This window comes from Paenibacillus ihbetae (assembly GCF_002741055.1).
GTDB classification, from domain to species: Bacteria; Bacillota; Bacilli; order Paenibacillales; family Paenibacillaceae; genus Paenibacillus_AQ; species Paenibacillus_AQ ihbetae.
Genome location: NZ_CP016809.1, coordinates 4,350,419 through 4,364,853 on the forward strand (window position 1 = coordinate 4,350,419; position 14,435 = coordinate 4,364,853).

Annotated in this window: 13 protein-coding genes; 10 read left to right on the top strand and 3 right to left on the bottom strand. The window is 54.8% G+C overall.

The genetic code is table 11. The features are described 5' to 3' along the window. Positions 1-95 precede the first annotated feature (95 nt). The 5 genes from BBD41_RS19460 to BBD41_RS19480 all read left to right on the top strand — a co-directional run bounded on the left by BBD41_RS19460 (position 96) and on the right by BBD41_RS19480 (position 5,451). Positions 96-548, top strand: a complete 453-nt coding sequence (locus BBD41_RS19460; RefSeq protein ID WP_099478494.1) for a phage holin family protein — start codon at positions 96-98, stop codon at positions 546-548. Beyond that, positions 535-1,320 carry a glycoside hydrolase family 73 protein gene (locus BBD41_RS19465; RefSeq protein WP_099478495.1) on the top strand — a complete coding sequence of 262 codons (786 nt, stop codon included), beginning with the start codon at positions 535-537 and terminating at the stop codon, positions 1,318-1,320. Before BBD41_RS19460 ends, BBD41_RS19465 begins: the two co-directional genes overlap by 14 nt. Positions 1,321-1,856: 536 nt before the next feature. Next, positions 1,857-3,272, top strand: a complete 1,416-nt coding sequence (locus tag BBD41_RS19470; protein WP_077568024.1) for a deoxyguanosinetriphosphate triphosphohydrolase family protein — start codon at positions 1,857-1,859, stop codon at positions 3,270-3,272. A gap of 68 nt (positions 3,273-3,340) precedes the next feature. Next, positions 3,341-4,378 carry an MsnO8 family LLM class oxidoreductase gene (locus BBD41_RS19475; protein WP_099478496.1) on the top strand — a complete coding sequence of 346 codons (1,038 nt, stop codon included), beginning with the start codon at positions 3,341-3,343 and terminating at the stop codon, positions 4,376-4,378. A gap of 104 nt (positions 4,379-4,482) precedes the next feature. Next, positions 4,483-5,451: a TRM11 family SAM-dependent methyltransferase gene (locus tag BBD41_RS19480; protein WP_099480699.1), complete on the top strand. Its 969-nt coding sequence runs from the start codon at positions 4,483-4,485 to the stop codon at positions 5,449-5,451. A 254-nt stretch (positions 5,452-5,705) separates the two neighbouring features. Here BBD41_RS19480 and BBD41_RS19485 read toward each other — a convergent pair whose 3' ends face one another. Next, positions 5,706-6,017 carry an MGMT family protein gene (locus tag BBD41_RS19485; protein WP_099478497.1) on the bottom strand — a complete coding sequence of 104 codons (312 nt, stop codon included), beginning with the start codon at positions 6,015-6,017 and terminating at the stop codon, positions 5,706-5,708. A gap of 135 nt (positions 6,018-6,152) precedes the next feature. Continuing rightward, positions 6,153-7,106 (bottom strand): D-2-hydroxyacid dehydrogenase, encoded by a 954-nt coding sequence (locus BBD41_RS19490; RefSeq protein WP_099478498.1) that lies wholly within the window; start codon positions 7,104-7,106, stop codon positions 6,153-6,155. 128 nt (positions 7,107-7,234) lie between these two features. Between BBD41_RS19490 and thpR the strand changes: the two genes are divergently transcribed. The 3 genes from thpR to BBD41_RS19505 all read left to right on the top strand — a co-directional run bounded on the left by thpR (position 7,235) and on the right by BBD41_RS19505 (position 9,506). Next, positions 7,235-7,807 carry an RNA 2',3'-cyclic phosphodiesterase gene (thpR, locus tag BBD41_RS19495; protein ID WP_237087118.1) on the top strand — a complete coding sequence of 191 codons (573 nt, stop codon included), beginning with the start codon at positions 7,235-7,237 and terminating at the stop codon, positions 7,805-7,807. 97 nt (positions 7,808-7,904) lie between these two features. Beyond that, positions 7,905-8,780 (top strand): cell wall hydrolase, encoded by an 876-nt coding sequence (locus BBD41_RS19500; RefSeq protein WP_077568018.1) that lies wholly within the window; start codon positions 7,905-7,907, stop codon positions 8,778-8,780. 42 nt (positions 8,781-8,822) lie between these two features. Beyond that, a complete protein-coding gene (locus BBD41_RS19505; RefSeq protein ID WP_099478500.1) occupies positions 8,823-9,506 on the top strand; it encodes a metal-dependent hydrolase in 684 nt (227 codons plus the stop codon). Positions 9,507-9,653: 147 nt separating this feature from the next. Here the strand turns inward: BBD41_RS19505 and BBD41_RS19510 are convergent, their stop codons facing one another. Further along, positions 9,654-10,826, bottom strand: a complete 1,173-nt coding sequence (locus BBD41_RS19510; RefSeq protein WP_077568016.1) for an MGDG synthase family glycosyltransferase — start codon at positions 10,824-10,826, stop codon at positions 9,654-9,656. A gap of 350 nt (positions 10,827-11,176) precedes the next feature. Here BBD41_RS19510 and BBD41_RS19515 point away from each other — a divergent pair, with 350 nt between their 5' ends. Both BBD41_RS19515 and BBD41_RS19520 read left to right on the top strand, forming a co-directional pair. Next, the gene (locus BBD41_RS19515; protein ID WP_077568015.1) at positions 11,177-11,758 is read left to right on the top strand and encodes a TetR/AcrR family transcriptional regulator; all 582 of its coding nucleotides are present in this window, start codon (positions 11,177-11,179) and stop codon (positions 11,756-11,758) included. Positions 11,759-11,998: 240 nt separating this feature from the next. Further along, positions 11,999-14,266 carry a YhgE/Pip domain-containing protein gene (locus BBD41_RS19520; protein WP_099478501.1) on the top strand — a complete coding sequence of 756 codons (2,268 nt, stop codon included), beginning with the start codon at positions 11,999-12,001 and terminating at the stop codon, positions 14,264-14,266. The last annotated feature ends 169 nt before the right edge of the window (positions 14,267-14,435 follow it).

Below are 14,435 nucleotides of genomic sequence, written 5' to 3' on the forward strand. Positions count from 1 at the left end.
AACCAATCAATTAGCTTCTTAGAGCCACATTCCTTTCAAGCCCTCGGCCGCCGAGGGCTTTCTCATCCCTTCAACGATAAAAAGGAGGAACGATTATGTATGAGCACATCGGTCAACTGTTTAAGATGCTGGTGGCTGGGACGGGTGCCGTAACCGGGTATGTCTGGGGCGGCTGGTCCCTGCCGCTGCATTTGCTGCTGTGGTTCGTGGTGATCGACTGGCTGACCGGCTGGGGGGCGGCCTGGATGAATGGCGAGCTGCGGAGCCGGAAGGGCTACGCCGGCATCGCCCGGAAAATCACGATTTTTCTCATCATCGCGTTAATGCACCTGGTTGACCGGGTGCTCGGCGAGATGAACTATTTTCAAAACACGGTCATCTTCTTCTACCTGGCCAATGAGCTGCTGTCCATTCTTGAGAATGTTGGGCGGATGGGCGTACCGATTCCGCAATCGCTGCGTAATGTGGTACAGGTCTTCCAGATCAAATCGGAGGAAGGTGAGAAGAAAACCGCTGGGAAAGGAGACAAAAAGGATGAAGCCTCATGAGTTTATCGCCAAGCTGGCGCCGATCGCGACCGAGGACATGAGAAAATACGGCGTACCCGCTTCGTTGACGCTGGCGCAAGCGATTTTGGAGTCAAACTGGGGGACGAGCGGGTTGACGCAAAAGGCCAATAATCTGTTCGGCATCAAAGGAACGGGTCCGGCCGGCAGCGTAACGATGCCGACAACGGAGTACCGGGGGAACACGCCGTATACCGTTCAGGCCCATTTCCGCAAGTACAACGGCTGGCATGAATCGGTGGACGACCACACGAGACTCATTTTGAACGGAACGAGAGACAAGCCGAAGCGCTATCACGGAGTTTTATGGGCGGACTACAAGACGGCGGCCACGGAGATCTGGAAAGGCGGCTATGCGACAGATCCCAAGTATCCGCAGAAGCTGATCTCGATCATGGAGCAATATTCGCTCCACCGTTATGATCTGCCTAGTCCCGAGGAGGAGGAACGCATGAAAATCGAACAGTTGACGGCCGAGCTGCAGAAAACCCAAGGGGAACTGCGGCAGCTCGCTAACCAATACGCTTCGGCTTTGAACACGCTGAGCGAGCAGGGGAACACAATCAAGCAGTTGCAAGCTAGGCTGAAGAAGCTGGAAGCCCGGCAGCCTGATCAGGTTCCGGCGTGGGCAGAGGATGCCGTGAAGGCGGCCAAGAAGGCGGCAGCGCTGAAAGATCCCGACGGCAGCTACGATTTTTACCGGATGCTCACAATCCTGCACCGCATGGGGATATTTAGCGATCCGAAGAAGTGATCCCTGATGAGGATCGAGCTTAAGCGGCTTGCGAAGCGATATGAGGATGCTGTAATGCCATTGTGGATAGCTGCCCCTCCTGTCATGACGATGGGGGAGGCGGCTATTAAATCTTTTGAGGAGAGTGGGTTTTAGGCGCCGTAGCATTCTATCGCAAGGAAGCACTCGAGACACAGGCGAAATCCTTCCTCATAAACTCGATACCATGCCTGCCAATATACATACGTTCCTCTCGACCTATCCGTTATCCTACAACCTTCCACCCTAATGGCCGTAACCCGTTCAATATATTGTTTACTCCATATTCCATTCCTTACCTCATTAAAAGAGTCCGTTTCGTTCCTTCAAGTTCAAAAAGACAATAGCCCTCCTTTATGTAAGTTTATCTAACCTTCCTGAACGGGATATTTAGTTATTTTTGTAAATTCGGCCGCTCCCAGGAGATTGTATTTTTCTTTCCGATGCCGGATGGCATATAATCGGAAGTACATATTGCGTTAGAACGACTACAAATAGATAAACAGGAGTGAGGAAACATGACGCTGAAGGAGCTTAGAGAGCATCGCCAATATCCGGAGCAGACGAAGTCCGATGCCTCCCGCGCGGTGTATGAACGGGACTATTCCCGTTTGATCCATTCGCCGACGTTCCGACGGCTTCAAGGGAAATCGCAAGTGTTCGGTGCAGGGACCGGCGATTACTACCGGACACGGCTGACGCATTCGTTGGAAGTGGCGCAGATTGCCAGGGAGGCCGCAAGGAGCCTTGCCCGAAGCTACCCGGAAGTGCTGCCGGAAGCGGCAGAGAATGCAGGGCTGATGATTGATCCCGAGGTGGTGGAATGCGCGGCGATTGCCCATGATTTTGGACACCCGCCCTTCGGGCATAAAGGAGAGGAAGTGCTCCAGGGCATATTGGAAAAGCTGATTGATCGGAAGACCGAGGAGGCGCTGACGCGTCAGCCGGGAATCCCGTCGCCGGAGCAGGCGGCACAGGTGCAGCAGGCGATGCGGCGGAAATATGAGCATTTTGAAGGCAATGCGCATAATTTCCGGCTGATCATGTTCCTGGAAAAAAGGGAAAACGTAAACGGGCTCAACCTGTCCGACGCGGTGCTGCTGGGGATCAACAAGTATCCCTTCTCCGGCTTGGAGAATCCGAAGGGGATGTACCGGCACGAATGGGAGTATATCTCGCACATCCGGAAGGAGTGGGGCATTCCCGGCACTCAGCGGACGCTCGAGGCGCAGCTGATGGATTTATGCGATGACATCGCCTATTCCGCCCATGATCTGGAGGATGGGATTAAGGCCGGCAAGATTGAGGTGCATGAGCATTTTCTTCGGGACAGCCATTTGAACAAGCTGATCGTGCAGAAAATCATGACCTTGGAAGACGAGGTGTGGAAGGGATGGACCAAGGAGCGGATCCATCCGAAGGTGGAGTCGGTGCTGGACGAGTTCCTGCGCGTCTGGAACGAGAAAATGCCGACCTGCGAGAATGACTACTCCCGCACCCGGCGCGAGGTGAAGGCTTACTGGGTCAGCCTTTTCGTCGGCAGTCTCGGTGTCATCCCGAACGGGAACTGGAAGAAGGTCACTTTCGTCAAAGACGGGGCCGAGGACGAGGATATGCTGCGGACGGTTAGTGTGCTGAAGAGCTTTGCATGGGTGACGATGATTCGCGACCTTCGGGTGCAGCGGCTGCAAAAGCGCAGCGAGTGGATCATCAAGCGTCTTTGGGATGCCTTTCTCGATCCTGTCGCCTCTCAGGCCATAATTCCGTCCGACTGGCTCCAGCGCTATGAGGCCGACCAGAAGCGGGAGAATCCCATCTGGACGTGGGAGCATATGGTCATCGATTATATTGCGGGCATGACCGATGCTTTTGCGGAAAAAATATACAATGAGCTGTACGGGCTGAAGGTGGGATCCATCTACGACCTGGATTAAAATCGGATCCTGTGGCGACCCGGAATATAAAGGGAAAGCGACGTGCAAAGCCCTTGGAGGTGGACTTATTGAATCAAACATTGAAGCTTGGCGTCCTTGATCTCGTTCCGCGTCTTGGAGAAAGTACGTTTGAAGACACCTTGCAGCAGGCTGCGGAATTAGCACGCTGCGCCGAAGCATGGGGCTATCATCGGTATTGGGCGGCGGAGCACCACGATCTGGAGCATTTGTCCTGTGCTTCTCCCGAAATATTGCTGTCCCATATCGGGGCGCGGACCGAGCGCATCCGGCTTGGCTCCGGCGCCGTTCTGCTGCCGCATTACAGCCCGCTCAAAGTTGCGGAAAACTTCCGCATGCTGGCAGCATTATATCCCGGCCGCATTGATCTTGGCGTCGGCCGGGCACCCGGCGGCTCGGCCCATACGAGCATGGCGCTAAGCGGCAACTTCCTCGGCCATGTCGCCGATCTGCCGAACCGGATCCGGGCGCTGACCGAGCTGCTGGAGGACCGTTACCGGTACGAGGACGTGCCGGTTGCGGCCAAGCCGGTGCCGGGAATTTCTCCTGCGCTCTGGATGCTGGGGACCAATACGAAGAGTGCCGGCTATGCGGCCGAGTTCGGGACAGGCTACGTCTTCGGGCAGTTTATGAGCGATACGGACGGCGCCGAGGTGCTTCGATCCTATCGGGAAGCATTCAGGCCTTCGGCTCACCTGAAGAAGCCGCAAACGATCGTGGCTGTGAGCGTCATTTGCGCGGAAACAGAGGAGCTTGCCCGTGAAATGGCTGCGGCAGCCGCACGCCTCAGGCAGGAGTACAGTGGGCAGCTGGGGCAAGATAACGCTGCCCGGCCAGGGCAAACCGGGGGCGATGGGCAGGATGGGCAAGACGAGCAAAATGGACACGATAGACAAGACGAGCACAATGGACATGATAGACACGATGGAGGACCCTTTCCTCGGACTCTAACAGGTACCGCAGAAAGCGTAAAATCGGTGCTGAAGCAAATGGCCGAGAAGTACGAGAGCGACGAATTTCTTATCGTAACCCCGGTCGCCGATTATGCCGCCCGGCTGAAGTCGTACCAACTTTTGATGGGGATGTAGGCATTACGGATTCTTGATTGCGCTAAGCATGACCATGGGGCTGATTTTCAAGGAACAAGCGGTTAAACATATATAGTAGAAGAGATGATATTGTGACACGAAAAATGAGCAACCGAATAAATGGATCGGGTTTATTCCCGGCGATGGCGAAGCCGACCTATCTATACACCTTCGCTTCCCACGAGACGGAGCTGGAGCTGTGCAGAATGGAGCTGAGGGCGCTGTTCGGACACGAGCCGGATGGTACAGACTGGTTGGAAAGCGATACCTGGGTTGATCCGGACCGAAGCCCGTTCGTGACCGCATGCGTCGAGGTTATAGCGGCAGACAGCTCCATCGAGCGGCTTGCGGAACGAGCCGCGGGCATCCCGCTTAACGGAGGGACGTTTAAGGTGATCGCTCTGCAGGCAGTGAAGCATCAATCGTACGAAGAACTCCGGGCGATGGAACGGATTGTAGGTGGAAGCATGAAGGGCCGGGCCGACATGAAGACGCCCGAGCACCGGTTCGGCCTGCTGTCGGTTCAAGGAGGGTGGAAGCTCGGACTGCTCCATCTCCCGCGGCGGGCTTGGCACCAGCATAAGCAGAAGCCGCAAAATTACTCGACCGGCCTTACATCCCGCCTCGCACGGGCTCTTGTCAATATAGCAGCACCGGATCCACGTGCCAAGCTGCTCGACCCCTGCTGCGGGATGGGCAATGTGCTGATTGAGGCGCTGTCCATGGGCATCCGCTGCGAGGGCTGTGACATCAATCCGCTTGCGGTACGGGGAGCCCGAGTTAATCTGGCTCATTACGGGTACGATGACAGCATCGTAGCCATACGGGACATGAACACCCTGGAAGGGCATTTCGAGACCGCGGTTCTGGATCTTCCCTACAATGTGTGCTCCGTATTTCCGGAAGAGGATCAGCGCCGGATGCTGAACAGCCTGCGCCGCTTGGCAAACCGGGCGGTAATCGTGAGCACCGAGCCGCTGGCTGAGCAGCTGGAGCAGGCCGGATGGCAGGTGCTCAGCAGCTGCACGACCCGCAAAGGAACCTTCGAACGAAGCATCTGGCTGTGTGAGTAGTAAGCATCGACCGGGATAGCCAGGCGAGTCTTTCAGTTTAGACAAGGAACCTTCGTCCGAAGCTTCTAGCTATGAGCCAGTCACCAAAGTGAAGGACCCTCAGCGGCGTTGTGCTAAAGGGCAAGGTCCTCATCCTAAGAATTTAGCTATAGGCGCTTCATCGACCGGCAGAGCTGGTTGAGCTGCGGCGGCTTTACTGAGGCTGCTTGGAAGGAGCGCCGGCATCGCCATTCTTCGGGAACGAAACGACACCGCTATTCTTCGGGAACGTAGCGGTATTTATCCAAATCGATTACGCCGCGATGATTCACGCTGACCCCTTCTCCTTGAAGATACAGCTCCTGCATCATCCTGGATTCGTCATCCTGGATTGCAATTTCTCCCTTGGCATTGACAACCCGGTGCCAAGGGAGCTTATGTATGCGGCTGAGAGAGTGAAGGATGCGGACAACCTGCCGCGCTCCTCTCGGACTGCCGGCCAATCGGGCGATTTGCCCGTAAGTCATGACATGGCCTTCGGGGATGCTCTTGATGATTTCAATAACACGCTGCGTAAAGGGCTGCATGGATGATCAAACTCCTTTTATATCCAACATGGTATCCGAATTACAAAAAAGGACGCTCCCGGCGGAAATCCGCCCCTGAGCGTCCTTTCGCCTTGTACTGGGAGAGCCTTTACTTCCGAAGTTTCACGAGGAAGGCTAATAGGATCTGCTGTAATCAATGACATTGCGGGTCAGAGTCCCGTTCTTGACGTATGATTTCAGATTATCCAGAAAAATCTCCACAGCGCGTTCCCCGTACCGGTCCGTATCGCCGGCCATATGCGGCGTCATAATCACGTTGTCCATCGTCCAAAGCGGGTGCTCGGGCGGAAGCGGCTCCTCCTCGAACACATCGAGGCCGACTCCGGCAAGCGCGCCGGATTGAAGGGCCTGAACCATATCGCTGGTTACCACAGTAGCCCCCCGTCCCACATTAACGAAGAAAGCGGAGGATTTCATCACGGAGAAACGCTCGTGATTAAAAATACCCTTGGTTTGGGTCGTCAGCGGCAAAATGTTGACGACGTAGTCGCCTTGGGACAATGCCTCATCCAGTTGACCCACCGTGTACATCACGTCCACATGCGGGTCCGGCTTGCCGGAATTCCGTACGCCGATCGTCCGCATGCCGAAGGCCTTTGCGATGCGTGCGGTATGGCTGCCGATCTGGCCGACGCCGACGATCACCATCGTTTTTCCCGCAAGCTCGGTGAAGGTCCCCGACGTATCCCAGCTCTTGTTCGATTGCTGGCGGACCGCCAGGTGGAGATTGCGGTTGAAGGCGAGAATCATCGCAAAGATATGCTCCGTAATGGGAACGCTATGTACCCCGCTGGCGTTCGTCAGCAGGATGTCTCGTTCTTCGAATTTTCTCAGGGGCAATTTATCCACGCCTGCCGACCATGCCTGAATCCATTTCAGCTTGCTGTCTTGGGCGAGCGCTTCCTCCTCGATCGTACGCGACCAGCCGAGCAGAATGTCGGCGTTACGGATCATTCCTGGAGCAAGATCCTTCGCTTTGGTGACGGTCAGCTCGTAACTGGGGGCGATTTCCTTGATTTTTTGCCGCTGTTGGGGTGTAATGTCATGTAAGGCAATGATATTAGGCATGGTACTACCTCCTTGGAATGTAATGAGAGCCTGGGCATAAATTACATCTATTTCGTTCATCTTATCAGATATTGCGGTTTTCCGCATAGGCGCAGACAATCGAAAGGAAGTGAATAGGTTTGACACACATGGATTCGAATGCGATGGATCGTCTGTTTGTTGCTGTCCATTTGTCACCGGATGCTTCTGCAAGCCTGGGTGCATGGGCGGACAAGCTGAAGCCGCAAGCGTCGTTCCGCAAATGGGTGCATCCGCAGGATTACCATATAACCGTTCAATTTCTCGGCGATACGTCGAGGGAGCGAATTCCCGAGCTGACGGCAGGGCTGTCGGCGGCAGCTGCTGAGCATGCACCATTCACCTTAGGGGTCCATGAAGCGGGGGTTTTCGGCGCAAGCGTTTCGCCGCGAATTTTATGGGCTGGAATCCGGGGTGATGTGGACGCCCTGGCGAAGCTTCAGCGCTCCGTCGTGTCGAGGATGGAATCGTACGGTTTCGTACCGGAGGATCGCCCATACCGCCCGCACATTACAATTGCCCGTAAATTTCAAGGGGATGAAAAATTTTCAATGGACATTATTGGAAGCCCTCCTGTAAACATCCAGTGGGACGTTCATGAACTGGTTCTTTTCCGAACAAATTTACATGCAACCCCGATGTACGAAATCGTTGGAGTGGCGCGGCTTTCAAGAAATTTCTGAAACTAAAAATAAAATGTTCATAAAATTACCATGTTTTCAATGCCCAAAAATGTGGTTACATAGTGTAGGAATGTGCCGACATTATAGGAGGAAAAATATGGTTATTAAACTACTTCGGCAAAATCGCTGGGTTGCGCTGCTTCTTGGTGCGCTCTTGGTGAGTTTGTCTCTTATAAGCTTGCTTGGTATGCAAACAACAGAAGGGGAGCAGCTGGATGCAGCGCCAGTGCTTGCGAAGACAGCGCTGGCTGCGGAAGGCATCCCCGATCCGGCTGGGAATAAATCAAAGATTATAAGTAATGGGGAACCTGTCAATATTTTATCTTCAATTGTTTACCAACCATGGAATATGAAGGGCGACGAGAAGCTCTCCTTTCCTAATATAGAGCGTGGCACCACCGCCACCGGGAACCCGAATTCACAGTCGAAAGCGAAGACGGCTAAAGCGCCGAAGGCCAAGACTGCCGAGGATAAAACGGGGAACAAGAAGGGGACGCATGTCGCCAAGTCACAGGCCGAAAGCCTAAAACCCCCCACAACTTTATTCTTCACGAGAACAAAGACGTTGACCCAGGATCAGAAAGACCAAGCAACCTGGACCTACGATTTGTCAGCTGAAGAACTGCTTCTGCTCCAGAAGATTGTCATGGCAGAAGCGGAAGGCGAACCGTACGAAGGCAAAGTGGCAGTTGCCAATGTTGTCTTAAACCGGCTGCGGTCAGCCAATTTTCCCGATACCATTACTGAAGTCATCTATCAAAAGCATCAATTCAGTCCTGTAGCGAACGGGCGTCTTAAGCGTGTCAAGCCGAACGAAGAGACGATCAAATCCGTCAATGCGGCGCTTCATGGCCATAAGGCGGTTCAGGATGACACGTATTTTTTTCTGTCTCTAAAGCTTGCTCAGGATCTGACCGTGCATCATTCCAGAACGTTTGTGAAGAAAATAGGAAACCACTCTTTTTACAAGTAGTCCCCGAACGGGTAAACTAGGTTGTAGGAGGTGTGTTTAACGATGAAAATAACGTACTACGGCCATTCTAGCATTCTAGTGGAAGCGGGCGGAAAGAGCGTCATCATTGACCCGTTCCTATCCGGAAATCCCGGATCCGGCATCTCGCCAAGCGATGTAAAGGTGGATGCGGTGGTGCTTACCCACGGGCACTCCGACCACTTTGGCGACTGCATTGAAATTGCCAAGAACAACGATTGTCCCGTCATTGCGGTCTATGAGCTTGCCGTCTATTGCGGGAACCAGGGCTTGAAATCCTATGGCATGAACATCGGGGGAAGCGCGCAGTTTGACGGCTTCAAGGTGAAGTACACCCCTGCGTTTCACTCCTCATCCATTTCGACGGGAGACACCTGGATTTATGCTGGTCAGCCCGGCGGCGTCATCCTTACGATGGGGGACAAGCAGTTCTATCACGCGGGCGACACGAGCCTGTTCGGCGACATGAAGCTGATCGGCGAGATGCATAGCATCGATGCGGCCGCGCTGCCGATCGGGGATATGCTGACGATGGGACCGGAGGATGCGCTGCTTGCGGCGCAGTGGATTCGGACCAAGCACGTCATTCCGGTGCATTACGATACGTTTCCGGGCATTCGTCAGGATGCGCAGGCATTCTGCGACGAGCTCGCGAAAACCGGCGTTTCCGGGCATCCGCTGAAGGCGGGAGAAAGTCTCGAGATCTAGATTCATAGAACCATAGATTTAATCGCTTGACTATCCATAACAAAAAGCTTCCCTGTCTGACTTGCGACAGGGAAGCTTTTATTATGCGGCCGGGTATGAAACTATGGGAATAAAGCAGTTGAACACCGTAAGAATAATCGATCATCCTTAAGGCTGATCCGAGACCCGGGGGGCTTCGTCTCCTATAGCGGGCGGCTGCTCATCCCTCAGCAGCTCCATGACCTCTGCGGCGCAATGCTTCGGCGCCAGATGCGACGAACGCGACCGGGCGGCAGAGCTGCGCTGCTCCTGAACCTGCTCGTACTGATTGGACAGCAGATCCAGCCATTTGTCGATCACGGACGGAGAATCCAATATTTCGGCAAAACCCCTGCTGACAAAGAAATTGGAGTTCTCCTCCTCCTGTCCCGGGATCGGCTCATAGAACAGCATGGGGATGCCTTTTGCCACGCCCTCTGTACAGGTCATGCCGCCCGGCTTTGTAATCAGGAGGTCGGAGACGTCCATCAGCTTATGTATATCGTCACGGTAGCCCCATACGTGGATGTTCGGGTGCTGAAAGATGGGATCTTCGCGCATGCTGGCTACCAGCTTCTCATTCTGGCCCATACAGAAGACGAGCTGGATATCATTCGCCCTCGCCGCCAGCTTGCTGAGCAGCTCCTTGTTAAATACGAGGCCCCAGCCCCCTCCCATGATCATCACGGTAGGCATGCTGTTGATGCCAAGCTCCGCCTCCAGGGCTTTCCTGTCGCCGCTCTCCCAGAACTTCGGATGCACGGGAATGCCGGTCACGCGGATGAACTCCGGGGGAACTCCCCGGTGCATCAGCATCTTCTTCACATGGGGAGTGGATACCAGGTATTCGTCCACCTCCGAATTGACCCAGGTGCCGTGGGCATCATAATCGGTAATCAGCGTATAAAGCGGAACCGAGAGCCCTTGGCGCTTCAAGCGGGAGACGACCGCATTCGGAAACGGATGGGTGCAGATGATCAAATTCGGCTTCAGCTGCTCGATCAAGCGCTCGGCCTGTGCGTAGAAAATGCGATGCAGCGCCAGCCTCGTCAAACGGTTTAGCGATTTCTTATATTGCGAACGGTACAGCATGCCGACAAGGCGCGGCCGGGTGCTGACGGTTTTGCGGTAAGCGGACAGGATCAACGGGCCCACCGTCGGGTTAAGAAAATTACCCAGCTCGATTACGCGGCAGTGGATTCCGGGATTCATCCGTCGTATCCCTTCAGCCAGCGCATAAGCTGCTTGCGTATGCCCCGTACCGAATCCTTCGGAAAAAAGGAGCACTCTTGTATATCGCATGATTTCACCTACTTCTTTCTCCCTCTATCTTACAGAACAGGAATCATTTTTTGAAGAGCGCGTGAAAAAAAAGAGCATGCGTCCTATATATACGCGCCGATGGGGGAAAGCATTTCAATTATTTTGTCCATCCACGAGGGGGATGCATCCTTGCCCAGACCTTTTTCTTCTATAATATAGAGATGGTTGAATAGAGCTCCCGAGGGCTCCATGATCTAAATATGAAATAAACCTATTGCAAACCGAATGACAATCTGGTAAAGTAAATTTTGACCAAATGACCAAAAGTGTATTTCGGTCAGTTTTACGAAATCGGACGAAGTGCGCTTATTACAGGAGGAGGGGTTGGCATGTCAGCTGTGGACCGTCGGAAGCAAGTGCTTGATGCGGCCTCCAAATCGTTTGCCTTGTTCGGCTACAAGGCGACGACGATGGAACAGGTGGCGAAGATCGCGAATGTGGGCAAGGGCACGATTTATACGTTTTTTACGAACAAGGATGAGCTGTTTGACGAGATTTTGCACTCGGCGATCATGGAGATGAAGCGGATGGCCGAGCGGGAAATCCGGGAGGACAGGGAATTCTTCGACAATCTGTATCGTGTGCTGGATGTCCTTCTGGAGTTTCGGAGCGAGCATGAGCTGTTCATTAAGCTCTCGCAAGAGGTGAGGGATATCGGGACGCCTAAAGCGCATGAAGGATTGACCAAGGTAGAGAACGGGATTGTCGGCTATTTGAAGGGGATTGTGGAACGCGCTATGGCAAGCGGCGAGATCAAACCGCTGGATGCCCAGGTGGTATCCTTCGTCATGCTGAAGCTGTACATTGCCTTAACAACCGACCTCAACCAGCTGCATGCCCCCCTGAGCAAGGAGCAGATCAAGGAATATATGATGGTGTTTCTGGCTGACGGGCTAAAGACCTCGCAGTAAGAAATAGAAAGGGACTCTTTTCTTGGTCTGCCGTATTTAGGAGACCTTCCGTTCACGGATAAGATCATAAGATCAGGCGGGTGAATGAGGAGGTCTTCTTGGATCGGGCATTTTTTTCGTCTCGACTGACCGAATGAGCATATTGGTCATTATGTACTGGCTTGCCATGTAATACCTCCACGAATGTGGATCATGTCGGCATGCAACACCGTTATTTAGAGAAAAAGGGGAGAGACTCCGATGAAGTCATTATCTGTATTTGCAAAAGACATCGGCGCGGCGCTTCGTAATCCGAAAATTCTGATTCCGATCATCGCCGTGCTGTTCATACCGGTGATGTACAGCGGTATGTTTCTTGGAGCCTTCTGGGATCCCTACGGGAAGATGGATGATCTTCCCGTCGCCGTCGTCAACAACGACCAGGGAGCCGTATTCGAAGGCAAGGAGCTTCAGGCAGGTAAGGACCTGGTAGCCGAGCTCAAGAAGGGTAAAGATTTTAACTGGCAGTTCGTGAACAAGGGCGAAGCCGAGCAAGGGATGAAAGACAATAAGTATTACATGACGATCACCATTCCTGAGAACTTCTCGCAGCAGGCGACGACGTTAATGGATGAGCATCCTCAGCCGGCCCAGATCGTATTCGAGCCGAATGAGGGCTATAACTTCCTCGCCGCGCAGATCGGCGGAACGGCTGTGAAGGAAATCCAGTCCAAGGTGTCCCAGAAGGTGACGGAGGCCTACACCGAAACGCTGTTTGACCAGATCGGCAAAGTGTCGGATGGTTTGAGCGAAGCGGGGGACGGCGCATCCAAGCTGTCGGAAGGCGCGGTCAAGCTTGATGACGGAGCCGTGAAGCTGAAGGAGAACCTGGCGAAGCTCGTTAGCGGAACCCAGGAGCTCCAAAACGGCTTGGCGCCTCTGACGCAAGGCATGCAGGAGCTGAACAGCGGCGCCGGCAAGCTTAGCACGGGGGCGGGAACACTGTCCTCGGGCTTGGAGCAGTTGAAGAGCGCTCACGGCCAGCTTACAGCCGGCGCGGAGCAGGCGAGCAAGGGCGGCGCGAAGCTGCAGTCCGGGATTGAAGCTGCGGCAGCGGGCAGCGCGAAGCTGAATGAAGGCCTGCAGGCCAACCAGGCCGGTGCCGCGCAGCTGGCAGCCGGTGCGAAGAGCGCTGCCGAGGGCAGCGGCAATTTGAAGGCAGGACTCCAACAATCGCTTGAAGCTGCGGCTTCCCTCGAGCAAGGGGCTAACGCGGTCGCAGACGGCCTGAAGCAGCTTGCGGAAGGGAACCCTGAGCTTGCGCAAAGCCCGGAGATGCAGAAGCTGCTGGCTGCCAGCCAATCCGTTGCTTCCGGTACCTCGCAGCTGAATGCCGGCCAGAAGAAGCTGGCCGATGGCGCAGCAGCCCTGGATCAGGGGGTACAGCAGCTGAATGCGGGAGCGGGCAAGCTCAGCAGCGGTGCTTCGGAGCTTGCTGCAGGCGGCAAACAGCTGGCATCCGGCGGTAAGGAGCTGCTGGCTGGCGCGAAGCAGCTGAATGCAGGACAGACGCAGCTGGTTGACGGCATGAAGCTGTTTGGCACGAAGCTTGGCGAGGCGGCAGCCGGAGGCAAAGAGCTCGCAAGCGGCGCCGCAACGCTGGCACAAGGCACGCAGCAGCTGGCAGGCGGAGCGGGCAAGCTCGGCAGCGGCGTAGGCGCGCTCGCCGACGGCTCGAAGCAGCTGGACTCCGGCGCGGGTCAGCTGGTCAGCGGCATGAGCGAATTGAAGGACGGCAGCGGAGAGCTGGCCGGCAAGCTGAACGAGGCCGCCGACAAGACGGGCGATATCAAGACGACGGACGAGACCATTACGATGTTTGCCGGACCGGTGCAGATCGATGAGCACAAGGTGAATGAGGTGCCGAACTACGGCACGGGCTTCGCGCCTTACTTCCTGTCGCTCGGCTTGTTCGTCGGGGCCTTGATCTCGACGATCATCCTGCCGATTCGCAACTCCTCCGTGCCGGATGCATCCGGCTGGAACCGATTCGTCAGCCGCACGCTTTCATTTGCCGGTATGGGCATGCTTCAGGCGCTGCTGGCGGTCATCGTCATGCTCTACGGGCTGAAGCTTGATGTGCAGAACGTACCGCTCTTCTACCTGTTCTCCTTCGTGACGAGCCTGTCCTTCATGTTCCTGGTTCAAGCGTTTGTCACTTGGCTCGATCAACCGGGGCGCTTCGTTGTCATCGTGATTCTGATCTTCCAATTGACGACGAGCGCAGGTACCTTCCCGCTGGAGCTTATTCCGGACTGGATGAAGGTGCTGAACCCTCTGCTGCCAATGACCTACAGCGTGAAGGGGTACAAGGACGTCATATCGACGGGCAACTTCGACGGCATGTGGAGCAATACGGGCGTGCTGGCCGGATTCGGCCTCGTATTCCTGGTATTGACCGCCATTTACTTTTTGTCGAACTGCGGTGTTAAGAAATCGGTAAATACCGAGAACGCAGTATCGGCATAAGGGTGCCATCCAGTCGATGCGCCGAAGCAGCGATAAGCAGTATCCACAAGGGGCTCTCCAAGGTCATAGGACCTGGGGAGCCCCTTTTCTGTGCTTGTGAATTCACCGGGAATTCTGAGGCTCGAACGAAAAGGAGGGAGGACAATCGGACATGGAGGGGGTTCGGAAT

Excerpts from the sequence above, each read along its gene's own strand:
- BBD41_RS19465 (WP_099478495.1), top strand. The coding sequence starts at position 535 with ATGAAGCCTCATGAGTTTATCGCCAAGCTGGCGCCGATCGCGACCGAG.
- BBD41_RS19485 (WP_099478497.1), bottom strand. The coding sequence starts at position 6,017 with ATGCAGCCCTTTACGCAGCGTGTTATTGAAATCATCAAGAGCATCCCC.
- BBD41_RS19460 (WP_099478494.1), top strand. The coding sequence starts at position 96 with ATGTATGAGCACATCGGTCAACTGTTTAAGATGCTGGTGGCTGGGACG.
- BBD41_RS19515 (WP_077568015.1), top strand. The coding sequence starts at position 11,177 with ATGTCAGCTGTGGACCGTCGGAAGCAAGTGCTTGATGCGGCCTCCAAA.
- BBD41_RS19470 (WP_077568024.1), top strand. The coding sequence starts at position 1,857 with ATGACGCTGAAGGAGCTTAGAGAGCATCGCCAATATCCGGAGCAGACG.
- BBD41_RS19480 (WP_099480699.1), top strand. The coding sequence starts at position 4,483 with ATGAGCAACCGAATAAATGGATCGGGTTTATTCCCGGCGATGGCGAAG.
- BBD41_RS19500 (WP_077568018.1), top strand. The coding sequence starts at position 7,905 with ATGGTTATTAAACTACTTCGGCAAAATCGCTGGGTTGCGCTGCTTCTT.
- thpR (WP_237087118.1), top strand. The coding sequence starts at position 7,235 with ATGGATTCGAATGCGATGGATCGTCTGTTTGTTGCTGTCCATTTGTCA.
- BBD41_RS19505 (WP_099478500.1), top strand. The coding sequence starts at position 8,823 with ATGAAAATAACGTACTACGGCCATTCTAGCATTCTAGTGGAAGCGGGC.
- BBD41_RS19490 (WP_099478498.1), bottom strand. The coding sequence starts at position 7,106 with ATGCCTAATATCATTGCCTTACATGACATTACACCCCAACAGCGGCAA.
- BBD41_RS19520 (WP_099478501.1), top strand. The coding sequence starts at position 11,999 with ATGAAGTCATTATCTGTATTTGCAAAAGACATCGGCGCGGCGCTTCGT.
- BBD41_RS19510 (WP_077568016.1), bottom strand. The coding sequence starts at position 10,826 with ATGCGATATACAAGAGTGCTCCTTTTTTCCGAAGGATTCGGTACGGGG.